At 50.6% G+C, this 20,732-nt stretch carries 23 protein-coding genes; 12 read left to right on the top strand and 11 right to left on the bottom strand.

The features are described 5' to 3' along the window. The first annotated feature begins 6 nt into the window (after positions 1–6). Complete coding sequence (locus tag CLV60_RS15795) at positions 7–1,449, top strand: SusD/RagB family nutrient-binding outer membrane lipoprotein (RefSeq protein ID WP_106596342.1); 1,443 nt, start codon at positions 7–9, stop codon at positions 1,447–1,449. Positions 1,450–1,623: 174 nt separating this feature from the next. Continuing rightward, positions 1,624–1,878, top strand: coding sequence for a hypothetical protein (locus CLV60_RS15790; protein ID WP_090156268.1), 255 nt, complete (start codon positions 1,624–1,626; stop codon positions 1,876–1,878). Between the two features lie 6 nt (positions 1,879–1,884). Here CLV60_RS15790 and CLV60_RS15785 read toward each other — a convergent pair whose 3' ends face one another. The 4 genes from CLV60_RS15785 to CLV60_RS15770 form a co-directional block, all read right to left on the bottom strand. Further along, positions 1,885–2,448, bottom strand: coding sequence for a hypothetical protein (locus CLV60_RS15785; RefSeq protein ID WP_106596341.1), 564 nt, complete (start codon positions 2,446–2,448; stop codon positions 1,885–1,887). A gap of 77 nt (positions 2,449–2,525) precedes the next feature. Continuing rightward, complete coding sequence (locus tag CLV60_RS15780; protein WP_106596340.1) at positions 2,526–3,389, bottom strand: chromate resistance protein ChrB domain-containing protein; 864 nt, start codon at positions 3,387–3,389, stop codon at positions 2,526–2,528. A gap of 1 nt (position 3,390) precedes the next feature. Further along, on the bottom strand, positions 3,391–4,338 hold the full coding sequence (locus CLV60_RS15775) for an EamA family transporter (RefSeq protein ID WP_170118783.1): 948 nt from the start codon (positions 4,336–4,338) through the stop codon (positions 3,391–3,393). Between the two features lie 7 nt (positions 4,339–4,345). Continuing rightward, positions 4,346–4,822 carry an Lrp/AsnC family transcriptional regulator gene (locus CLV60_RS15770; protein WP_106596338.1) on the bottom strand — a complete coding sequence of 159 codons (477 nt, stop codon included), beginning with the start codon at positions 4,820–4,822 and terminating at the stop codon, positions 4,346–4,348. Between the two features lie 214 nt (positions 4,823–5,036). Between CLV60_RS15770 and CLV60_RS34920 the strand changes: the two genes are divergently transcribed. The 4 genes from CLV60_RS34920 (at position 5,037) to CLV60_RS15755 (ending at position 7,229) form a co-directional block, all read left to right on the top strand. Next, the gene (locus CLV60_RS34920) at positions 5,037–5,591 is read left to right on the top strand and encodes a glycosyl hydrolase (RefSeq protein ID WP_310589337.1); all 555 of its coding nucleotides are present in this window, start codon (positions 5,037–5,039) and stop codon (positions 5,589–5,591) included. Continuing rightward, complete coding sequence (locus CLV60_RS34915; protein WP_310589336.1) at positions 5,569–6,147, top strand: glycoside hydrolase family 26 protein; 579 nt, start codon at positions 5,569–5,571, stop codon at positions 6,145–6,147. Before CLV60_RS34920 ends, CLV60_RS34915 begins: the two co-directional genes overlap by 23 nt. Positions 6,148–6,191: 44 nt before the next feature. Then, entirely contained in the window at positions 6,192–6,650 is a 459-nt protein-coding gene (locus tag CLV60_RS15760; RefSeq protein WP_146151556.1) for a hypothetical protein, read from the top strand. Positions 6,651–6,764: 114 nt separating this feature from the next. Then, on the top strand, positions 6,765–7,229 hold the full coding sequence (locus tag CLV60_RS15755) for a hypothetical protein (protein ID WP_106596336.1): 465 nt from the start codon (positions 6,765–6,767) through the stop codon (positions 7,227–7,229). Here CLV60_RS15755 and CLV60_RS35155 read toward each other — a convergent pair. Next, positions 7,226–7,675, bottom strand: coding sequence for a transposase (locus tag CLV60_RS35155; RefSeq protein WP_106596545.1), 450 nt, complete (start codon positions 7,673–7,675; stop codon positions 7,226–7,228). The two genes, CLV60_RS15755 and CLV60_RS35155, sit on opposite strands and share 4 nt — an antisense overlap. A 400-nt stretch (positions 7,676–8,075) precedes the next feature. Here CLV60_RS35155 and CLV60_RS15745 point away from each other — a divergent pair, with 400 nt between their 5' ends. The 6 genes from CLV60_RS15745 to CLV60_RS15720 all read left to right on the top strand — a co-directional run bounded on the left by CLV60_RS15745 (position 8,076) and on the right by CLV60_RS15720 (position 15,649). Continuing rightward, positions 8,076–8,996 (top strand): family 2A encapsulin nanocompartment shell protein, encoded by a 921-nt coding sequence (locus CLV60_RS15745; protein WP_106596335.1) that lies wholly within the window; start codon positions 8,076–8,078, stop codon positions 8,994–8,996. After that, a complete protein-coding gene (locus tag CLV60_RS15740) occupies positions 8,980–10,899 on the top strand; it encodes a family 2A encapsulin nanocompartment cargo protein cysteine desulfurase (RefSeq protein ID WP_229210989.1) in 1,920 nt (639 codons plus the stop codon). Before CLV60_RS15745 ends, CLV60_RS15740 begins: the two co-directional genes overlap by 17 nt. A gap of 14 nt (positions 10,900–10,913) precedes the next feature. Beyond that, complete coding sequence (locus CLV60_RS15735; RefSeq protein ID WP_106596334.1) at positions 10,914–11,714, top strand: serine O-acetyltransferase; 801 nt, start codon at positions 10,914–10,916, stop codon at positions 11,712–11,714. 171 nt (positions 11,715–11,885) lie between these two features. Beyond that, positions 11,886–13,850: a UbiA family prenyltransferase gene (locus CLV60_RS15730; RefSeq protein WP_106596333.1), complete on the top strand. Its 1,965-nt coding sequence runs from the start codon at positions 11,886–11,888 to the stop codon at positions 13,848–13,850. Continuing rightward, positions 13,837–14,532, top strand: coding sequence for a methyltransferase domain-containing protein (locus tag CLV60_RS15725; protein ID WP_106596332.1), 696 nt, complete (start codon positions 13,837–13,839; stop codon positions 14,530–14,532). The genes CLV60_RS15730 and CLV60_RS15725 overlap by 14 nt, the downstream gene beginning before the upstream one ends. Continuing rightward, positions 14,516–15,649, top strand: coding sequence for an NAD(P)/FAD-dependent oxidoreductase (locus CLV60_RS15720; protein ID WP_106596331.1), 1,134 nt, complete (start codon positions 14,516–14,518; stop codon positions 15,647–15,649). The genes CLV60_RS15725 and CLV60_RS15720 overlap by 17 nt, the downstream gene beginning before the upstream one ends. Here CLV60_RS15720 and CLV60_RS15715 read toward each other — a convergent pair. The 6 genes from CLV60_RS15715 to CLV60_RS15690 are packed head-to-tail and all read right to left on the bottom strand — an operon-like array spanning position 15,627 to position 20,636. Then, positions 15,627–16,343: a lycopene cyclase domain-containing protein gene (locus CLV60_RS15715; protein ID WP_106596330.1), complete on the bottom strand. Its 717-nt coding sequence runs from the start codon at positions 16,341–16,343 to the stop codon at positions 15,627–15,629. The two genes, CLV60_RS15720 and CLV60_RS15715, sit on opposite strands and share 23 nt — an antisense overlap. Then, the gene (locus CLV60_RS15710) at positions 16,340–16,813 is read right to left on the bottom strand and encodes a sterol desaturase family protein (RefSeq protein WP_106596329.1); all 474 of its coding nucleotides are present in this window, start codon (positions 16,811–16,813) and stop codon (positions 16,340–16,342) included. Before CLV60_RS15710 ends, CLV60_RS15715 begins: the two co-directional genes overlap by 4 nt. A 27-nt stretch (positions 16,814–16,840) precedes the next feature. Next, the gene (gene idi / locus CLV60_RS15705; RefSeq protein ID WP_106596328.1) at positions 16,841–17,356 is read right to left on the bottom strand and encodes an isopentenyl-diphosphate Delta-isomerase; all 516 of its coding nucleotides are present in this window, start codon (positions 17,354–17,356) and stop codon (positions 16,841–16,843) included. A 60-nt stretch (positions 17,357–17,416) separates the two neighbouring features. After that, on the bottom strand, positions 17,417–18,253 hold the full coding sequence (locus tag CLV60_RS15700) for a phytoene/squalene synthase family protein (RefSeq protein ID WP_106596327.1): 837 nt from the start codon (positions 18,251–18,253) through the stop codon (positions 17,417–17,419). Between the two features lie 3 nt (positions 18,254–18,256). Continuing rightward, positions 18,257–19,759 (bottom strand): bifunctional phytoene desaturase/3,4-desaturase, encoded by a 1,503-nt coding sequence (gene crtID / locus CLV60_RS15695; protein ID WP_106596326.1) that lies wholly within the window; start codon positions 19,757–19,759, stop codon positions 18,257–18,259. After that, a complete protein-coding gene (locus CLV60_RS15690) occupies positions 19,737–20,636 on the bottom strand; it encodes a MerR family transcriptional regulator (protein ID WP_106596325.1) in 900 nt (299 codons plus the stop codon). The genes crtID and CLV60_RS15690 overlap by 23 nt, the downstream gene beginning before the upstream one ends. Between the last annotated feature and the right edge of the window lie 96 nt (positions 20,637–20,732).

The raw sequence follows: 20,732 nt of genomic DNA, 5'->3' as shown, positions 1-20,732 counted from the left end.
ATATTCATGCGTACTAATAACATTACCAAAGGATTTGTGATCGCTGCCGCCGGCCTTCTTTTGACGGCTTGCCAGGATCAGCTCGAAGAAACCAATACCAACCCGAACGAGGCGATCAAAGCGCAGCCGGAGTATTTGCTGGCGAATGCGATCAAGTCGAATGCGGATCTGACGCTCGGATCGGATGCTTCGATGGAGACGACCACGCTTTTTATTCAGCATTGGGCTAAAATTCAATATACAGATCCGGACAAGTACACCGTGAGCATTGCCAACGTGCAGAACGTGTGGACGAATCTCTATTCGCAGGGATTGACTGATTTTGCAACCCTGATCAAATTAGGGGAGGAGACGGGCAATACCAATTATCAGGCGGTGGGATTGATTCTGAAATCGTGGTCGTTCCAGTTGTTGACGGATCTTTACGGCAACATTCCGTACAGCGAGGCACTGAAACTGAACGAGACGCTCACGCCAAAGTATGACTCGCAAAAGGACGTTTACCTCGGCCTTCTGAACGACCTGAAAAAGGCGACCGAGCTGATCAATACCGGCGGTTCGCCGATCAGCGGGGACCTTGTTTACAATGGCAACCTCACCAAATGGAAGAAATTCGCGAACTCGCTGCGCCTGCGCATCGCGTTGCGCATTGCCGACAAGGAACCTGAAACCGCCAAAGCCGTAGTGACGGAGCTCGCCAAAGACAAAAGCGCCCTTATAGCCTCCAATGACGAGATCGCCCAGCTGGTTTACCTCGCATCGCCGAATCAGAATCCTGTTTCCCGCGACCGCGAAACGCGGGACGATTATCGCGTGAGCAAATCGATCATCGATAAGTTGCAGGAGCTGAAAGACCCTCGCCTGGCTGTGTTCGCAAACAAGACCGTCGATGCGACGCCTACCGGCTACATTGGGGTAACCAACGGCCTTCCTGCTGATTCTGCGGCAAAACTAGGTTTTACCAAAACCTCTAAGCTGGGGGATTACTTTACGGCGGCTGCTTCACCGGCGGTTTTTGTGAGTTATGCGGAGGTTTTGTTCAATTTGGCGGAGGCTGCGCAGCGCGGATATATTGCGGAAAATGCGGCTGATCTGTACAAAGCGGCGGTAACAGCTTCGTTGCAGCAGTTCAAAGTAAGTAATGCAGATATCGCAACTTACCTCGCGCAGCCGTCGGTGAGTTACAATGCGGCCAACTATAAAAAATCGATCGGGGAGCAGAAATGGCTGGCGTTGTTTAGTCAGGGACTGGAAGCATTCGCAGAATGGCGCAGGCTGGATTATCCGCAACTCAAACCGGCTTATGCAGGTGTTTTGAACGGGAAATTGCCGCTTCGCCTTACTTACCCTACCGGCGAGCAGGCACTCAACGCAGCCAACTACAAAGCAGCCGTCGCGGCGCAGGGTGAGGATCGCCTGACGACCAGGCTTTGGTTCGATGCATTCTAATTTTAACAAAATTTAATGTACGGCGGTGGCACTTAACCGGGCTGCGGGGCGTAATGTTAATAGGACCGCCGACGACCGACCGCGGACCGCCGATCTTAAAAATAAAAATCAGCGGTCGGCCGTCAGCGGTCAAAAAAAGAACATTCTCAACAAACCACATAAATATCAAGACCAATGAGCAAAACCTTTTTTCTCCGGATCATTTACCGGAATGCCGGGAACCTGCACAAGATCACTTCCAGTGTGGAGTCCGTAAACGGGGCGAAGATCAAGCATTTGAATTTTATCAGCCGAGGCAAAAGTTTCGTGGGCGTGATCGCTTTCGAGGCTTCTCAACTGATCGACTTTGAAAAAATCATGACGCTGATCCGCCGTAACCGCGACATTTCAGAAGTTGAACGGGTCATGGATGGCTCTTTGTGTTGTTGATCGTGGTCAGAATGTGATTCCAAACTGAAATCCTATCGTAACGGAAGCCGGGTGCCCGTTCCCAAAGCGGAACGGCACCGGTACCGCTACAAAATAGCCGCTGTTCTTATTCTTCTTCACGATTTTATTCAAAACCGGCGTGAAGCCATACCTCCCGGCCGTTTCAAAAGCGGCACGACCGGCGAAGGTAAGCCCGGGTGCTAATGTTACGAGGATACCTGGGTGGAAGAGGAAATTGGCCATCTTGCTCGTGCCCTTCTCGGCCCTTACCAGCGGTACAAACTCGGCGGAGAAGCCGATTTTAGGACTTTTCCAGATATTAATGCCGGTAGGCAGCCCCACTACATAATAGCTATCGAAATTGGTGGTAGTACCCTCGTTGCTGAACGTTACGATCGGGTGCAGGATGCCTACATAACCGGCTACACGTGGGTACGTGGGTGCAGGCGCGGCCGTGCTCGCGGGTGCCGACGCTGGTTGTGCCTGCTGCTGCGCGCGAAGGGTAGCATTGGCAAGCGAAATGAAAATGCAGAGCGTAATAAGGAGTTTTCCGGTAAAGTAACGGAGCATAACATGGGATTTTAGTTGAAAGCGGACAAACCGCCATGCAATTCTAAAAACCAATGCGCACGCAGGATAGAACGGTTTTAACGTTTTGTATTTCCTTTACTTTTTCGGACAAATTTTCTGTATTCGGAGGGCGTTTGATCGGTATGCGCCTTGAAAACGCGGTTGAAATGACTCTGGTCGGAGAAACCGGTGAGGTAGGCGATCTCGGCCAGCGTGTCGTCCGAAGATTCGAGCAGTTGAATGGCCTTTTCGATCCGCAGCTTCCGGATGTACTCGCCGAATGAAAGGTTATCGAAATACCGCGAAAATTCCCTCGAAAGATAGGCCGGGTTTACGTCCAGTTCTTCCGACGCTATTTTGAGATTGAAGTTCAGGTTGGTATCGATGTGGTCCTGGATGAGGTTTTTGAGCTCTTTGGTCCAGGCGGGTACCTTAGTTTTCCTCTCTCCTTTATTACTGATGTAGGTTTTGTAAATCTGTAAAAGCAAATGCTCGGTGGGGCTTTGTGTGTGCTTTTCCTTGTGCAAATGCGTGGCCCAGCTGTACAATGCGTCGTAAATGAGCATGCCTTTTTCGAGCAATTCCTTATCGTCCTTGGTATTATAAGCCAGTCCGGCCGAAATGGCCCACAGTCCTGACGACTGCAACGCCAGCGTGTGATCGTCGGTGTCGGCACCGCGTACGATGGGCGCGATAATGCTTAACGCAGGATCTTTCAATTCGTATTTTTTAATGAAATAGTCGAACGTGCATTGGTCGTCATAATGCGTGAACTCGACACCGGGAATGTCGAAAGGTGTCGCACCAAGCACATTCGCCTGGCGCAACACCTCATTTTCGGGTACATATATTATTTCCGCTTGCGGATCGATAAAGCGTCGTATGAGCCACGGGCAGGCCAGTCGGTCAATTTTTGGGCGCTCGCGCGTGATCCATTTCATATTAATAAGTGGCAGTAACCTGTTTCGGCTTTCTGTATTTGTGCAAATTAATCAAAAGAACACTTCCCAAAATGACGATCAGCCCGGAAATCTGTAAAGGCGTGATGGATTCGTGGGCGAAGAAAATGCCCAGTAGCACGGCTACCACGGGATTTACATAGGCATAAGTACTCACTTTGGTGGCAGGCTGTACTTTCAAAAGCCACACGTAAGCACTGAATGCCGCAATGGAGCCGAACATGATAAGATAGCCGGTAGCAAGCCATGCATTTAACGGAATCGACGAAAGCTGTACGGAAGCAAATTCACCCGAAAACAATGCACCGGGGACGAATGCGATGCCGGCGGCGAGCATTTGCCAGGTCGAGTTGACCGTTGCGGAGTTGGACACGGAGTTATATTTGGAATACAGTGAACCACCTGCCCAGGCCATCGAACCTAACACCACCAGCACCATCGCGAAAAGGTCCCGCCCGCTGTTCAGCGACGACATGGTAGCCATTATTTTTTCATAAAACAGCAGTATTACACCCGCAAAACCGACTAAAAGGCCCAGAATGGTTGATTTGTTGCTCAAATTCTCCGACCATTTTGGCTTATCCAGCAACACAAACCATATCGGTGACGACGATATCATAATGGCTACCATTGCGCTAGGCAGGAATTGCTCCACCCAGATCACTACCCCGTTGCCGACAAACAGCAACAATAAACCCGTCACAAGGGCGGGTTTCATGATCTTCCAGGAAAATACTTTTTCACCTTGCATCAGGCTCCAACCGAGCATCAGCAAGCCGGCGATGATGAAGCGGAATGCACCCAGGAAGAACGGCGGAAACCCTTCCAGCGCTCTTTGGATGAAGAAATAGGTGGATCCCCAAACGATGTACACGGTGGCGAATGCCAGTACCACCATTAAAGTTGACGGAGTTTTTGTTGATGTTTGCATGGCGATTTCATTTTTCTGGTATAACTAATTGTTGCTCTTCCTTGACCGTTTCGAGGACGATCGTAGTGCGCGTGGATGTGATACTTTGTATTTTGCTGAACTTGTTGCGCATCAGGTCCATGAGCGACGCCGAGTCGGCCGTGCGGACTTTCACCATATAGCAATCCTCGCCCGCAATGTGGTGAACCTCTTGTACCTCAGGTATTTTGGCAAGTTCCTTGGCGGTGTTGTTACTGCCCATGCCTTCCGACGATTTCATCGCGATAAATGCGAGGAGCGTCTGCCCCAAAGCCACCGGGCTGATCCGCGTCGTGTATTTGACGATCACCTGCTTTTGTTCGAGCTTCTTGACCCTTTCCAGCACCGCCGAGGGGGCCATTTCCAGCTCGCGCGCGAGGTCGGCATTGGTCATGCGCGCGTTCTCCTGCATGAGGCGGAGAATGCTGAGGTCGGTTTTATCGAGAACAATATCGGTTCCGTTCATAATTCGGCAGGGTGGGATTCAAATAGAATAATATTCAAAAAAATGACTTATATTTTGAATATAGTTCAGCTACTACAATGATTGTATTGTAATAGTTCGGCACAGTGATGATATTTTCGAATTTTATTCGAAATAATCGGAAAATAAGTAACGATCGTGCGGAATGGGAATATTTACCATCTTTGCAAGATCTCGAATTCTGAACCGTACACGCATGAAAAGACTGTTAATAAGCCTTTTAGGCGCATTGCTCTGCACCGCAGCCGCAAATGCGCAGATCGATACCAAAGCCACACCCGAGACCACCGCGCTTTACCGCAACCTTAAAAAACTTTCTGAACAGCATATTCTTTTTGGTCATCAGCACGCGACCGAGTATGGGCACGGCTGGTCGGGCGACGAGGAGCGTTCGGACGTGAAATCGATAACGGGCTCGCACCCCGCCGTGATCGGTGTTGATTTTATGGGACTCTCGGGTCGGCCCGCGGAGGAAATTACCAAAACGGCCGAGGCATTGCGGAAGAATGTGGTAGCCACTTACAACCGCGGCGGCATTACTACCGTGGCCTGGCATTTCTCGAATCCGGCGTCAGAAGGCGGCTTTTATTGGAAGGACGGTGTTTCCAAACCGGCTATGGCGTTGATCAAACCCGGCGGCTCGCACCACGAACAATATAAACTGATCCTCAAAAACAATCGCCGATTTTGCACATTCGGTCAAAGGCAAGGACGGCACGCTCGCGCCAATGATATTCAGGCCATTCCATGAATTCGACGGCGACTGGTTCTGGTGGGGCAAAGGGCATACTTCGAAAGAGGATTTCATCGCCGTATGGCGTTTTACCGTTTCCTACCTGCGCGATCAGCTGGGCGTGCATAACTTCATTTACGCCTTCTCCCCCGACAATAAATTCACCTCCGAATATGAATTCCTCGAACGCTACCCCGGCAACGAATGGGTGGATATGGTAGGAATGGACAACTACGGAGATTTCGGCCGCGATGGCAAGTACAACCTCGAAGCAGGTTTGAAAAAGCTCAAAATCGTTTCGGAATACGCCCAAAAGCATGGAAAACTAGCCGCATTTACCGAAACCGGCCTCGAAAGCATCCCCAACCCGACGTGGTGGACCGAAACGTTGCTCAAAACCTTGAAAGCGGAGAAATTGCAGCTTGCGTACGTGCTCGTGTGGCGCAACGATACCAAAAGCCCCACCCATTTTTACGCACCCTTCCACGGCCAGGTCAGCGAGGCCGATTTTGTGAAGTTCTACCATGATCCTTATACTTTGTTTGAAAAGGATTTGAAAGAGGTATATAAATAAATGTGTCTTGAGAGTTAAGATTTATAAATGCTGAAAAAAAATTGATGATGCTCTTCATTCACCAACTTACCAACCGCAAGCCTCTTTCTGTGTTGATCAGCCTGCTAGTGACGCTGGTCGCGGTATCCTGTGCTCCAAAATACAACCCGACTCCCGCGCCGGATAGGTTACTTCCCCAAATTCAGACTAATCCGGCTTCTTTTAGCACGTCCGGAGACCGGGTAGAAAATTTCAGCCTCAGTTTTACAAGCCTCGGAAATGTGCCGATCGAGGAGTATGGCATTGTATATGCGTTTTTGCCTGATACTACCGGGGTGAACCTCGTCATCGGCGGGGCTTATCCTACGGCCAAATTCAAGAATGCGCCGCGGATCGGTATCAATACGGAAACTTTCAACGTCGATTTTCCAGCCGGTATGCATGCATTATCCTACCGGGCCTACGCAAAGGTGGTCGGCGGAGAGGTGCGTTATGCGACTAACCGGCTTAACAAAACTTATTGATACTGCTTTTAATCTGAATCGAACCGGCAGCTAATCGAACGGTTGCCGCTTGGTGGATGTGTTACAGGTGGGTGATCTTGGGATGCTATAATTGCTCAAAAACAAAACGCGATTATGAAAAGCAATCCTATTCACATTCAGTGTACACGCCCATTTTTACTTTTAGCTATTCTGTCGTTTTTTGCGCTCGCGCTCTCGTGTACCAACCATACGCATAAGAACGATCCCAAACCTCAGGAGAAGGTTTTTCCGGAAATTCATACCGGCCCGGCTACTTTCCATGTGCTGGGCGGTGTGATCGAGACTTTCGATGTCAATTTTGAAAAATTCGGGAACATCGCAGTCGAGGAGTTTGGCGTTGTGTATGCATTCCTGCCTGCAACTACCTCCGTGGACCTTGTCGTAGACGGGCCATACCCGGTAGCGAAATTCAAAGGGACGGCCAAACTCGGCTCGAATACCGAAACATTTAAAATCGGTTTCCCTACAAATATGCACGCCCTGTCTTACCGTGCCTACGTGAAAGTGAAAGACGGCGAAGTGCGTTATGCCGACAACAGTTTTACAAAAACCTATTAATCGTGCACGACCCGTTCCTGAAATTTCCGACTTACCAAATGGTAGTTGAATAATTCCACGAGATCAATCAGGACGGTATTCGGATCGTTCGCATTCAGGTAGGTACGGACCTTTCGGATGAAATCGTAAAGCGGCTCGTAGTATTTATGGCCGGTTTCTTCCTGGAAGTCCTGGATCGTGAATGTATTGCCCTTTTTCAGGATCATATATACGGCGATGAAAAAGTAGGAGATCGGGAGTTTGCTGCCTTCGAGCACGGTGCCGCTTTGTAACGTGGTGCGGAACCGGCATTGCTTGCATTGAAACTGCTGCTTGGGCGCGAGCCAGTAATGATGGGTACCGCCGCATTTCTTGCAGGTGATTCCCCGTCGTAACCTGAAATCCTTGAATGCCTCCGTCGCGATGGTTTCGTTCTTGTAAATGTCGATCAGATTGCCCGCTTGCATAATAAAATGATAGAATGAGAAGTCCAAAGCTAGCAAAAAAGTTAATATAATATAAAGTCTATCGAATTTATATAGAATATTTTTAGTAGTAAGCTTTCGAATCGATCAATCCACGAATTCTATAAAAACGATAGGGGAATGAGCCAAATTTTAGTCTGTGGTCGGTTGGTTTTTGAGCATATTATTTCTGGTGTTTGATGAATGAAAAGAGTATCTTGGTATAATCTATGGAGGCTGGCCGATTTGAGAAATGAGGTGGCAAACGGCTGGTGGCAGGTTATGGGGTTCTTTAAATGCCTGATTTATAGTTCACGTATGTTTGTGATCGTTAATCCGGCCGCGCTCTGGCAATACCTGGTGGCGCAATGCAGCTCGTTTCTCATTAATAATCAAATACAGAATGGCCAAGTTAAACCAAAATCAAACTGCGCTCGGTGACGTGGCAGCACGGCAGTTAGCGATCGCAACCCGTACGGTGCCTCAATTCGAGGCGATCACACCGCGCTGGCTGACGCATTTGCTCAACTGGATCCCCGTTGAATCCGGCGTGTACCGTCTGAATAAAGTAAAAGAAGGTAGCACTGCGGAAGTAGATTGCTCTCGCCGTAATGAACGTGAGTTGCCGCATACCTTTATCGATTACGTTGAGAACCCGCGCGAGTATAACCTGACGGCCGTGAACACGGTGCTCGACGTGCACACCCGCGTATCGGATTTGTACAGCAAACCTTACAACCAGATCAGCGAACAGCTGCGCCTGACCATCGAAAGCATTAAGGAGCGCCAGGAAAGTGAGCTGATCAACAATGGTGAGTACGGCCTGCTTTCGAGCATCGCCGACAAACAGAAGATTTCAACACGCCTCGGCCCGCCGACGCCGGACGATCTGGACGAGCTGCTTACCAAAGTATGGAAAGAGCCCGGCTTCTTCCTGTTGCATCCCAAAGCCATTGCCGCGTTCGGCCGCGAGTGTACACGCAAGGGCGTTCCCCCTCCGACGATCTCGCTTTTTGGTTCCCAATTCATTACATGGCGAGGCATTCCACTGATTCCCTCCGATAAAGTACCTATCGAAAACGGCAAAACGAAAATCCTTTTGCTCCGTACCGGCGAAAGCCGCCAGGGGGTAGTAGGGTTGTACCAACCGGGTTTGCCGGGTGAGCAGTCGCCGGGGCTTTCTGTCCGCTTTATGGGCATCAACGACAAGGCCATTGCCTCGTATCTGGTGTCGCTGTACTGCTCGCTGGCCGTGCTGGTCGACGACGCGATTGCGGTTTTGGAGGATGTAGAAATCGGTAACTACCATGAATACAAATATTGACGGTCTGCCAGACGGCATTCCAGCAGGATTTCCGGGCGGCACTTCGGGTAATTTGCCCGATGCCGGTGCCTTGGAGCGGCTTGCCAACGAGCTTTTCAAGGCATTGCCGGGCGAAATGCCGTCTCCTGTATTCTCGCCGCACCTTGAAGACCATCCGAGGGCGCAAAAGATGCTGGGGATCATTCATCAGGAGTTCGGAGGCGGGGAATCGCCCTCGAATTCATATTCGCAATCGCATCAGGATTTTGATTTGAGCGAGCCGCAAACGAGCTTGCCCGATCCGCATTTTACCGATGGCCATGTCCCACCATCCGCCGCAGGTGTAGGTATTTCGCCGGCTGGGCAGGTGCCTACCGGCCAGGTGCCTACCGGCCAAACGCCGGCCGGCCAGAAGAATCCGGCATTGCCTTATCAGGACAATCAGCATGATTTGACAGACGTATTCAGCAGGCTTCCGAATTTTGGGAGCTCCGCGCATTTACCTTACTCAGGTGCGTCGCCATCGCTACCATCCTATTATTTTCTGAATGAAAATTTTACGGAAAAGCCGCATATCCCGGGTGCTGCCAACTTTTTGCCGCATAGTTTTTCGCCATTTTCATTCGGTAATATCCATGTTGGCAACGATCACGACCAGTTGGGCCGTTCCGTGCAGAGCCCGATCGGCAAGATACCTTTCGATGTAAACCGCGTCCGAAGAGATTTTCCGATATTTAAGGAGCGGGTGAATGGCAAGCCACTCATTTGGTTCGACAACGCGGCTACTACCCAGAAGCCCAAACAGGTGATCGATCGGGTCAGTTACTTCTATGAACACGAAAATTCCAATATCCATCGCGCCGCGCACGAGCTCGCTGCCCGCGCGACGGATGCCTACGAGGCCGCGCGCGAGAAAGTGAGGGCGTTTGTGAATGCCAGGTCGGTGAATGAGATCGTGTTTGTGCGGGGTACCACCGAGGCGATTAACCTCGTAGCCAAAACCTGGGGGGATCAGAATTTGAGTGCAGGCGACGAAATTATCGTAAGCCACCTCGAACACCACGCGAATATTGTTCCCTGGAAGCAGTTGGCCGATAAGAAAGGGCTGGTATTGCGCGTGATCCCCGTCGACGACGATGGTCAGATTTTGCTCGACGCTTATGCCGGATTATTGAACCCGAAAACCAAACTCGTGTCCTTTACACAGGTTTCGAATGCCTTGGGAACCGTAACACCTGCGAAGCAGATCATCGAAATGGCGCATTCCGTCGGGGCGAAAGTACTGCTCGATGGCGCCCAATCCGTTTCGCACCTGCGCACGGACGTGACCGGCCTCAACTGCGATTGGTTTGTTTTCTCGGGTCACAAGGTTTTCGGCCCGACGGGGATTGGCGCTTTGTACGGAAAAGAGGAAATCCTGAACACCACGCAACCATGGCAGGGCGGAGGGAATATGATCGTGGACGTGACATTCGGGCATATTCAATACCATAATGCTCCCTCTCGCTTCGAGGCGGGTACGGGCAACATCGCCGATGCGGTTGGCCTCGGTGCGGCACTGGATTATGTAAACCAACTCGGTATCGAAAATATCCACCAGTACGAACATTTCCTGCTCGAATACGCGACCGGCTTGATGAAAAATGTGCCGGGACTGCGCCTGATCGGGACGGCGAAGGAAAAAGCGTCGGTACTGTCATTCGTTTTGGACGGCTATAAAACCGAGGAAGTGGGAGCGGCGCTCAACAAGGAAGGCATCGCGGTGCGCTCCGGCCACCACTGCGCGCAGCCTATCCTGAGAAGGTTCGGCCTCGAAACCACCGTGCGCCCTTCTCTGGCATTTTATAATACCTGCGAGGAGATAGACGTGCTCGTGGCTACGCTGCACCGGCTCGCAGCAAGCGGCAGGGGCCGCAGAGCATAGATTCGCAATACCGCATGTCATCACTCATCGATCTTCTTAAAAAAACGCATCATGCCGAATGGGAGGCGACTCCCTCCTGGCATGATGCCACAGCCTGGCTCGACGACCTGATCCATTTTCTTTTTCCGAGCAACAATTTGCCCAAAAAGACCTCCTATGAAGGGATTTTAAAGAAAAATCAGATCGATCTTGAAAATATACTGCTCAGTTACCTCGATCCGAAAAAAGTAGCCATCGAACAAAAAGTGGCTTCTTTTTACGACGAGCTGGAAGCGATTTACAAGAACCTGCGCCTCGACGCCAGCAAAATTTATGAATATGACCCGGCAGCAACGAGCGTCAATGAAGTGATCGTCTCTTACCCGGGCTTTTACGCGATAGCGGTTTACCGCATTGCCAATTACCTGAGCATCCTGCAAATTCCCGTGCTGCCGCGCATTCTCACGGAATATGCACACGGCAAAACGGGCGTTGATATTCACCCGGAAGCCACCATTGGCGTGCCGTTTATGATTGATCACGGCACCGGCATTGTGATCGGTGCTACTTCGATGATCGGAAAGAATGTGAGCATTTACCAGGGTGTCACTTTGGGTGCATTGCAGGTTGCAAAAGAGCTCTACAATACCAAACGCCACCCCACGGTAGGTGATAACGTCATCATTTACGCGCGGACAACCATCCTGGGAGGCGACACTGTTATCGGTGAAAACAGCGTGATCGGCGGCAGTGTTTTCCTCACCAAAAGCGTAGCGCCCAATTCGCAGGTGTTTAATACGCATCAGTTGCGCATTACGACGCGAGCGGAAGCGTAACTTGTTCGCGGTTTGACCGCCGACGGCCGACGACTGACCGCCGAGTGCGGGTTGGGCTGGTGTGGTCAAGTGTTGTCATGAATAGTCAGGCGTTGTCGTGTCGCAAAATGCAATCGGCGGTCGGCGGTCCATGGTCGGTGGTCATTTTAGCCTTTTTCGCTATCTTGCTCTATGCCCGTCGACCGTAACACCATTAAGCTCCTGAGAATCCCATTCTCATTCTTCCTCGCGCCGCTGTTTCTGTTTGCTTACAGCCAGGCGGAGGTGGTGGTGCACAGGCAGGCGTTGTGGAGTTTCCTGATCATCCATTTTCTCGTTTACCCGGCCAGCAACGGTTACAATAGCTACGTCGACCGCGACGAGGACAGCATTGGTGGACTGGAAAAGCCGCCGCTTCCTACCAGGGATCTTTTTTACCTCACGATTTTTTTGGATGTTGCCGCAACCGTTCTGGCGCTCGTTTTCGTAAATACACTGTTCGCGTTTTGTCTGGTGCTTTACATCGGGGCGTCCAGAGCGTATAGTTCGCGGCAGATCAGGCTGAAAAAATACCCTGTCCTCGGTTTTCTGACGGTGGTGATTTTTCAGGGGGCATTTACCTATTATATGTCTATTGCCGGGATTTCGGGCGGTGCGTTGCGGCTCGACACGGCGAATATTTTCGTATTGCTGGGGTGCTCTTTCCAGATCGCAGGCGCGTATCCGCTCACACAGGTGTACCAGCACGAGCAGGACCTGCGCGACGGAGTGGTCACATTGAGCTACAAATTGGGTTATATCGGCACTTTTGCATTCACGGCGGCCATGTTTGTGCTCTGCAATGTGTTTTATTATTTGTACTTTACGACCAGGGAGCTTGGAATGATTTTTTACATTGTTCAGGTGTTTTTCATTCCTATTGTGATCTGGTTCGGGATATGGTTTTCGCTGGTTTGGAAAGACCGCCGGCAAGCCAATTTTCGGAATACCATGCGGATGAACTGGGTAGCGGCGATTTGCATGAATAGTTGTTTCATCGTTTTAATTATTATCAACAGAATTCCATTGAGTTATCTATCCTCTATTGAAACAGCCGTTCCCGAATATGGTTATGCACAGGAAACGCTTACCGATTTCTACCTGCGATCGACCGACGACCTGAATACCCGCCGGAAAATCAGGATCGTGGCCGCCAAAACAGGCATTGAGAAGCGCTATTCCGTGATCCCCGATTTTGATAGAAATCCCGAGGAATTCCAGTTTTTTAATCGGAATGCGACGCTGCTGCCCGAGCCGACGCTTTCCGAGCGGATGCAGCTTTATCAAAAGCATGCAACCGCACTCTCCCGCAAAGCCATAGAGCAAATCCCTGGTTTCGAACAAATTAAAAGGAATATTACCCATTTGATCACCGTTACCTGCACAGGACTATTTGCGCCGGGACTGGATGTCGAACTGATGCGTGAGTTGCGATTGAACCCGGCTATCCAGCGTAGCAGCGTGAATTTCATGGGGTGCAATGCCGCCATTCTCGCGTTGAAGAACGCGGATGCCATTTGTAAAAGCCATGCGAACGCGAAGGTGCTGGTGGTGTGTACTGAGCTTTGTACGATCCATTTCCAGAAGCGGTATAATGACGATTACCTGCTTTCCAATATGATTTTCGGCGATGGTGCGGCGGCATTGCTGGTTTCGTCGCAGCCGGACGATCGCTATCTGCATCCGGTGAAAATCGATGGTTTTAATTCGATGGTGCTGCACAATGGGTATTCTGATATGGCGTGGCAGCTTTCGGAAACGGGTTTTATCATGAACCTCTCTTCCTACGTGCCCGACCTGATCCGCGAGAATATCCGCCCTATGCTCAAAGCGGTGGGGCTTAAACCGGAAGATTACCGGCATTGGGCGGTGCATCCGGGCGGGAAACGCATTGTAGACGATTTCGCGACGGCGTTGGAACTGGACAAATGTCTGCTCGGGCCTACCTATAATGTGCTTAAAAATTACGGAAATATGTCGTCGCCTACGGTGCTGTTTGTCCTGAAAGAAGTGCTCGAAACAGCGAAGCCCGAGCATTTGGGTAACCGCATTTTTGCCGCTGCATTCGGTCCCGGGCTGAGCATTGAAACCATGCAATTGCGGTATGTTCACGCATAGGAGCTTGCAAAAAGAGCTGCTCGACCGGGACGACATTCCTCCGGCAGATCTTTTTCAAAACCTCCGAGAGCTGGATTTTATCAACCATTGGCTCGGCGGTTACGACATTTCATTCGCTGCATTGAAACGTGTACTTCAAAAGGGCAGGCGCTATACGCTCGTCGATATTGGCTGCGGAGGCGGTGACACGCTCAAACGTATTGCGCATTGGAACCGGAAAGCAGGGTTTTCGCTCGACTTGTACGGCATCGATCTCAAACCCGATTGCATTGCCTATGCGGAAGAAAACCTTCAAGATAGCGGCGTGACGCTTATTTGCGATGATTACCGGAATACTTACCGGCATTTGCAACAGGTCGATATCATTCATGCTTGCCTTTTTTGCCACCATCTCGTCAATGACGATCTCATAGAACTCGTGCGGTTTGCATTAGACAACCGGGCGGTTCTGGTAATCAACGACCTGGAAAGAAATCCGTTGGCCCATTATTCGATCAAATGGCTGACACGCCTTTTTTCAAAGTCATACCTTGTAAAGAATGACGCGCCGTTGTCAGTTTTAAGGGGGTTTAAAAAGAAAGAGTGGCTGGAAATATTGAAACAGTCCGGTGCCACCCGGTTTTCTGTGCGTAACAAATGGGCATTCCGGCATGAAGTGATCGTTTATGGAAACACGGACTGAACATTTCGAATGCGCGATCATAGGCGGTGGGCTTGCGGGGCTTTGCCTGGCTATCCAATTGGCGGAAAGAGATATTGCGGTAGTGGTATTTGAAAAAAGTAAATATCCTTTTCACAAGGTTTGCGGGGAGTATATTTCCATGGAAAGCCGGCCGTTTCTTGAAAATTTGGGGTTGCCGATTGCGGATCTTGCATTGCCCAAAATCGATAGCCTGGGTATTAGTTCCGATCGGGGATTTGTATTGAACCACAGCCTTGGAATGGGTGGTTTTGGCATCAGCCGGTACAGCTTGGATAATTATCTTTTTGAAATAGCCTTGCGTAAAGGTGTGCGCGTAGTGCAGGAATGCCGTGTCATGAATGTGCAGGGGAACATTGCGGATGGTTTTCAGATCCGCACTTCCTCCGGAGACTTTACTGCCAAAGTGGTTTGCGGGAGCTATGGCAAATACACGCCCCAATTCGTTCAATTGCAAGATGCCAGCCATACCGATAACCAGAATTATATCGGCGTGAAGTATCATATCCAAACCGATTTCCCGGCTAATCGAATTGAATTACATAATTTCAGCGACGGCTATTGTGGCATTTCCGAAGTGGACCGTGACTGGTATTGCCTTTGCTACCTCACTACCGCACGGAATCTGATTGAAAACGGAAAGGATGTGAAGCAGATGGAAGAAGCAGTTTTATTTCAAAACCCATTCTTGAAGAACTACTTCCAAAACTCCCGGTTTGTAAATTCTCAGCCATTGGTTATCAGTAATGTGCAATTCAATAAAAAGCAAACTGATTCGAATGGTATTTTCCTGCTTGGCGATGCAGCAGGCTCTATTACACCACTTTGCGGCAATGGCATGAGTATGGGAATGCGTGCTTCCAAGCTGCTTGCGGAGCAGTTACTGCTTCTTTTTAATGGAAAACAAACGCATAGACAGGCTTTGCAGAGTTACCGTCGTGAGTGGAATGCCGCATTCGGGGCGCGGATCAGGGCAGGGTATCATTTGCAAAAGTTATTCGGAAAAAGCCGCACGACCGATTTTGCATTGAAAGCCCTGGACAAAGCGCCCTGGCTTACTGCAAGGCTGATTGCCTTCACGCATGGAGAGGTGTTTTAAGGAGCGCTCTTTTTTCAGCTTTTTGAAGAAAATACTCAAACAAAAAAGCATTGAGCAGCAGCAGCAACATGCCGTAAAAAACATCCTCGATAGGGATGGTAAAGATGCGTACTCCCAGGTTTTCAGCATTGTTGTACCAAACAACGGGTTTTTCAGGACCGGTGCCAGTGAGAATGCCGTTGACAATGAAGAACGGAATAAGCAGGAACTGATGCGAGTAATAGAACAAGCCCAGCCATTTCGGTTTAGCCTGCCATTTTAGATAAATGAGAAAAATAGCCAGCCAGCTCGTGGCGGAGGAGGTGTAGTACCGGCCTGCGCCCGCCAGCCCGAGTGCCAGGCAAAGGACTATAAACACCCAGGTCACAATTTGCTCCGACTTCAGATTCAGCTCTCCCTTCCATTGCCTGAAACAGAAATAGGTAAACATGCAGGCATAGGGAATGCAAATGAAGAACAAGATTTCTTCGATCGGCAAGCCAAACAGCCCAAATCCAGTGAGGTATTCCGGCGTGAAACCCCAAACGCCGATTTGGGTAAAATAGCTGTCCCAGATAATAAACGGCACCGCCGAGATCAATATCGCCGGCCACAATGCTTTCCAGTGCCTGTCGAGCCTGATTTTGGGATGAAATGAGGCCAGCAGCGGCACGGAAATAGCGCCCAGGTCGACCAGCAGATAGAGCAGCTTCATTTGACAGCGGCTTTTTGGGCTTCACGGAAATATTTCAGCGGTACCCACAGCATGCCGAAGCATTCGCCGCCATGCTTGCCCAGGTGCTTATGGTGCATTTTGTGCGCGCGGCGAATGGCTTTCAGGTAAACGGAATCGGTATTTCTGAAAGCCCGGAACCGCTGATGGATAAATACATCGTGCACCAGGAAATAGGTGAAGCCGTAAATGGTAATCCCGAGTCCGATCCAGAAAAGGTAGTTGAACCCTGCATCGAGCCCCAGCCAGAGGCAGGCAATGCCGGGCGTCGCGAAAATGACGAAGAAATAGTCATTCTTCTCGAAAAAATCGCCGTCGTCGCGCTGATGGTGATCGTGGTGCAGCGACCACAACAGCCCGTGCATCAAGTATTTATGGGCCAGCCAGGCCACACATTCCATTGCCACAAATGCGACCAGGGTAATCAATACGTTGAGTGTCCAATGTGGCATCAGGCTGGTTTTGAGATTGAGGTTGAATCAATGGCCGATCCTGCGGGCGATCACCGGCATGCATATCTTGAACCATTCGGTGTAGGCATGCGGATTTTGCGCAATGTCGGCTTCTATTTCATTTACTGTGAGGTATTTGTAATCGCTGGCTTCCGCTGGATCGATGGCGGGGACGGCGTCGGTAACCCCGTAAAAAACGTGGTCCAGCTCATTCTCCGTGAGGCCGTTTTCCAGGTCGGCCCGGTATTGAAACGTGTAAAGGAATTCAAGGTCGGCTTCGATACCCATTTCCTCCCGCAGGCGCCGCACGGCCCCGTCGTGTACGGGCTCGCCCGGGAGCGGGTGGCTGCAACAGGTATTCGACCACAAGCCTTCGGAGTGGTACTTCCCGAATGCCCGCCTTTGCAGCAGCATTTCGTTTTTTGTATTAAAAATAAACACCGAAAATGCGCGGTGCAGTACCCCTTTTTCGTGCGCTTCCAGCTTGGGCATCAGGCCAATGGCTTCATCGTTTTCGGTTACAAGCACAACTTGGTCGTTCATAGGATGGTGGGTTTCAGGTTTTGTGTTGTGGATATATTCTCCCTTTACAACACAAAAACGTCATAAAAGGTCAAACTGATGCCTCAGTAATGACCGAAACATCAATCCGAACTTGTCAATGTCGGGGATCCGTATCCGCGCATTCATTACTTTCTCCGGCGGCGTCTCCTTGATCCTCAGAAACAATTTTTTGTAATAATAATAGGCCAGGTAAACGCCTCTGCGTGAGCTGGCAGGCAGGCGACGGATGCCCGTGAGCGCCTCCTCGAAATCCGCCTCGATCTCCTGCTGTATTTTTGCCTTGTCGGCATAGGAGAATACATTAAAATTCACGCCGGGAAAATACGTGCGGCCCAGTGTCTGATAGTCGGCTTTCAGGTCGCGCAGGAAGTTGACTTTCTGAAACGCTGCGCCGAGTTTCATGGCATACGGCTTCAATGCATCATAAAGAGCGGAGTCATTTTCAGAAAAAACACGCAGGCACATCAGCCCTACCACCTCCGCCGAGCCCAGTATATATTCCTGGTAGGAGTCCTGCGTGTGTTCCTTTTGGAGCAAATCCGTTTCCATGCTTTTTAAAAAGGTATCAATAAGCTCCCATTCGATCTGGTAGGTGTGTACCACGTGCTGGAAGCTGTTCAAAATGGGATTAATGCTGATCCGTTCCCGGATAGCTTCCTGCGTTTCCTTGCGGATGCGCGCCATCATCCGTGTCTGATCGTACCCCTGAAAGCTGTCCACGATCTCGTCGGCGAGCCGTACAAATCCGTAAATTCCATAAATAGCCCTGTGCAGTGCAGGTTTCAGGAAGTAAATACCCAGGGAAAAAGAGGTACTGTATAGCTGCGTGGTCTTCTTGCTGCACGACGCCGATAATTCGTCAAAAAGGCTCTTCATAAGCTAGCTGTTTAGGTATTTGAGAACTTCATGGGCGGCAATAGTGCCGGATATGATCGCGGGGGGCACGCCGGGTCCGGGGACGGTAAGCTGGCCGGCGAAAAACAGGTTACTCACTTTCGGGCTTTTCAGTTTGGGTTTGAAAATCGCGGTCTGCCTCAGGGTATTGGCCAGTCCGTAAGCATTGCCCTGGCAAGCATTGTAGTCGTTTTTGAAGTCGGATACGCAATAGCTTCTTTTCAAAACCACGTGGTCGCGGATTGTCTCGCCGGCAAACTTTTCGAGCCGGTCCATCAGTAATTGGTAATAGTGCTCGCGGATGGGTTCAGGATCGGGCAAATCGGTGGCAATCGGCATGAGTATAAACAAGTTCTCATGTCCTTCGGGCGCTACCGACGGATCGGTGACCGACGGGCAACAGACGTAGAACAGCGGTGCGGTAGGCCACATTTTGCGCTGATAAATTTCTTCCGCGTGGAGCCCGAAGTCCTGATCAAAGAACAGGTTATGATGCCGCATCCGGGCGATACGCTTGCTGACACCCAGGTAAAACAGCAGGCACGAAGGTGCAAATGTGCGTTCGGCCCAATAACTGTCCTTATAATGCCGGTCGCGCGAGGGGAGTAAAGCCCGCTCGATATGCTGGTAATCGGCGCTGCCAATCACCACGTCCGTTGGTACCGACCGTCCGGCGGTATGAATGTGCCGGACGCGCCCATTTGACGTTTCCAGTTTTTCGATTGCCTCGGAGGTTCGGAAGCGGACACCGGCCTGCCGGGCAATGTCGCGAAACGTGTCGGCCACCTTTCCAAACCCACCCATCGGGTAAAATGTGCCCTGTTTGAGGCCGGAGTAGTTCATCAGGCTGTATAATGCGGGAGTATCCTTCGGCATGGCGCCGAGGAAGAGCACCGGAAACTCGATCAGTGCAAGCAGCCTCGGATCTTTGAAGAACCGTCGCGCATGTTTACTGAACGAGCTGAAAAGCTGCAACCGCAATGCCTGACCGAAGAGCCGCAAGCTGATAAACTCCGTAATGGAATGGCCGGGCTTGTACACCATTTCGTCCATTCCGACATGGTATTTGAATGCTCCATCGGCAATGAAGCGACGGAGTTTGTCGCCTGCTCCGGTTTCTATTTGTTCGAATAGCCGGCAAAGCTCATCGAAATCGGCGGGGATATCGACTACCTCATTGTCGGCAAAAACAACGGCGAAACCCGGGTCGAGCTGTTGGAGTTGGTACAGGTCCGCGACGCTCCGGCCGAATCGCGCGAAAAAGCGTTCGTATACATCGGGCATCCAGTACCAGCTCGGTCCCATATCGAAAGTGAAGCCCATTTCAGAGAATGTCCGCGCCCGTCCGCCGATCGTGGCGTTCTTCTCAAAAATCGTCACGTCATGGCCTTCATTTGCAAGAATGGCACCGGCGGCCATCCCCGCAAAGCCGGCGCCGATCACGCCGACGCTTTTGGGCGCTCCGTTATGGGTTGGTGGGTGCTGCATCTGTTTCGATGGTTTCAAACAGTTTTTCAATGGACTCAATATGGCTCACGCGGGGTTCGTTTTCGGGTCCTTCAACACCGCCTGAAAAGCATATCCGGCAATCCGGGAAGTCGTTTGCAAGTTGGCTGAGCAACTGCGGAGCGAGGTTTTCGGGCTGGTTACCTACGAAAAAAGTGTAGATATGGGTAGGAGCAATGTCGTTTGCAACCGATTGAAGGTCGGGATAAGGCACACGGGCACCCAGGTAAACCGCGTGCTGGCCCGCACGAAGGAGCAGGTAATAGGCAAAAAGCAGCCCGATTTCATGCTCCTCGCCTTCATGCAGGAAAAGCAGCCATTTTTGGTTGCCGGGTTCGGGTACCGGCAGTGCGTCGATGGCCGTAAAAAGTTTTTGCCGGATCAGATTTGATAAAAAATGCTCCTGGGCAGGCAGCAACGCATCTTTCGTCCACATCAGCCCCGTGCGTACAAGTAGCGGATAGAGGATCTTTTCATAAGCTTCGACCATCCCCAGGCGTTGGAGGGCATCGGCAAAAAGCTGATGGAACGCCCGCGCATCGTAGCCAGCGATGGCGCCCACCGCCTGGTTGATCCACGCTTCTATATGTTGGTCCGTCTGCAACGATTCCTCGATAATGCGGTCGATCTCCTCGCGTATCTCGGCATTGCTCAGCTGGCTGATGCGCGAAATTTTCATACCCCTGTTGAGTAACGTGCAGACGTTGAGGAGTTTCTTGACGTGGCCGTCGTTGTAGAATCGGATATTAGTGTCTGTTCGTTCCGGTTCGAGCAGTCCATAACGCTGCTCCCAGATGCGGATGGTGTGCGCCCTGGTGCTGGTAATGCGTTCGAGATCCCGTATCGAGTAGGTGGACATGTTTTTGTTTAATGTTTTTCAAAAATAGTTAAACAAAATAAATTGTTTACTTTTTTGTAGGAAAAATAAAAATTGCTGCTACTTTTGATATTGATA

Origin of the sequence: Dyadobacter jiangsuensis (assembly GCF_003014695.1) — a bacterium.
Taxonomy (GTDB): domain Bacteria; phylum Bacteroidota; class Bacteroidia; order Cytophagales; family Spirosomataceae; genus Dyadobacter; species Dyadobacter jiangsuensis.
The sequence above is the reverse complement of the archived record's forward strand: the minus strand, read 5'-3'. Positions and strand labels throughout refer to the sequence as shown.

What these genes read in the sequence shown, in the direction of transcription:
- CLV60_RS15795 (WP_106596342.1), top strand. Translation starts at nt 7, where the DNA reads ATGCGTACTAATAACATTACCAAAGGATTTGTGATCGCTGCCGCCGGC.
- CLV60_RS15790 (WP_090156268.1), top strand. Translation starts at nt 1,624, where the DNA reads ATGAGCAAAACCTTTTTTCTCCGGATCATTTACCGGAATGCCGGGAAC.
- CLV60_RS15785 (WP_106596341.1), bottom strand. Translation starts at nt 2,448, where the DNA reads ATGCTCCGTTACTTTACCGGAAAACTCCTTATTACGCTCTGCATTTTC.
- CLV60_RS15780 (WP_106596340.1), bottom strand. Translation starts at nt 3,389, where the DNA reads ATGAAATGGATCACGCGCGAGCGCCCAAAAATTGACCGACTGGCCTGC.
- CLV60_RS15775 (WP_170118783.1), bottom strand. Translation starts at nt 4,338, where the DNA reads ATGCAAACATCAACAAAAACTCCGTCAACTTTAATGGTGGTACTGGCA.
- CLV60_RS15770 (WP_106596338.1), bottom strand. Translation starts at nt 4,822, where the DNA reads ATGAACGGAACCGATATTGTTCTCGATAAAACCGACCTCAGCATTCTC.
- CLV60_RS34920 (WP_310589337.1), top strand. Translation starts at nt 5,037, where the DNA reads ATGAAAAGACTGTTAATAAGCCTTTTAGGCGCATTGCTCTGCACCGCA.
- CLV60_RS34915 (WP_310589336.1), top strand. Translation starts at nt 5,569, where the DNA reads ATGATATTCAGGCCATTCCATGAATTCGACGGCGACTGGTTCTGGTGG.
- CLV60_RS15760 (WP_146151556.1), top strand. Translation starts at nt 6,192, where the DNA reads ATGATGCTCTTCATTCACCAACTTACCAACCGCAAGCCTCTTTCTGTG.
- CLV60_RS15755 (WP_106596336.1), top strand. Translation starts at nt 6,765, where the DNA reads ATGAAAAGCAATCCTATTCACATTCAGTGTACACGCCCATTTTTACTT.
- CLV60_RS35155 (WP_106596545.1), bottom strand. Translation starts at nt 7,675, where the DNA reads ATGCAAGCGGGCAATCTGATCGACATTTACAAGAACGAAACCATCGCG.
- CLV60_RS15745 (WP_106596335.1), top strand. Translation starts at nt 8,076, where the DNA reads ATGGCCAAGTTAAACCAAAATCAAACTGCGCTCGGTGACGTGGCAGCA.
- CLV60_RS15740 (WP_229210989.1), top strand. Translation starts at nt 8,980, where the DNA reads ATGAATACAAATATTGACGGTCTGCCAGACGGCATTCCAGCAGGATTT.
- CLV60_RS15735 (WP_106596334.1), top strand. Translation starts at nt 10,914, where the DNA reads ATGTCATCACTCATCGATCTTCTTAAAAAAACGCATCATGCCGAATGG.
- CLV60_RS15730 (WP_106596333.1), top strand. Translation starts at nt 11,886, where the DNA reads ATGCCCGTCGACCGTAACACCATTAAGCTCCTGAGAATCCCATTCTCA.
- CLV60_RS15725 (WP_106596332.1), top strand. Translation starts at nt 13,837, where the DNA reads ATGTTCACGCATAGGAGCTTGCAAAAAGAGCTGCTCGACCGGGACGAC.
- CLV60_RS15720 (WP_106596331.1), top strand. Translation starts at nt 14,516, where the DNA reads ATGGAAACACGGACTGAACATTTCGAATGCGCGATCATAGGCGGTGGG.
- CLV60_RS15715 (WP_106596330.1), bottom strand. Translation starts at nt 16,343, where the DNA reads ATGAAGCTGCTCTATCTGCTGGTCGACCTGGGCGCTATTTCCGTGCCG.
- CLV60_RS15710 (WP_106596329.1), bottom strand. Translation starts at nt 16,813, where the DNA reads ATGCCACATTGGACACTCAACGTATTGATTACCCTGGTCGCATTTGTG.
- idi (WP_106596328.1), bottom strand. Translation starts at nt 17,356, where the DNA reads ATGAACGACCAAGTTGTGCTTGTAACCGAAAACGATGAAGCCATTGGC.
- CLV60_RS15700 (WP_106596327.1), bottom strand. Translation starts at nt 18,253, where the DNA reads ATGAAGAGCCTTTTTGACGAATTATCGGCGTCGTGCAGCAAGAAGACC.
- crtID (WP_106596326.1), bottom strand. Translation starts at nt 19,759, where the DNA reads ATGCAGCACCCACCAACCCATAACGGAGCGCCCAAAAGCGTCGGCGTG.
- CLV60_RS15690 (WP_106596325.1), bottom strand. Translation starts at nt 20,636, where the DNA reads ATGTCCACCTACTCGATACGGGATCTCGAACGCATTACCAGCACCAGG.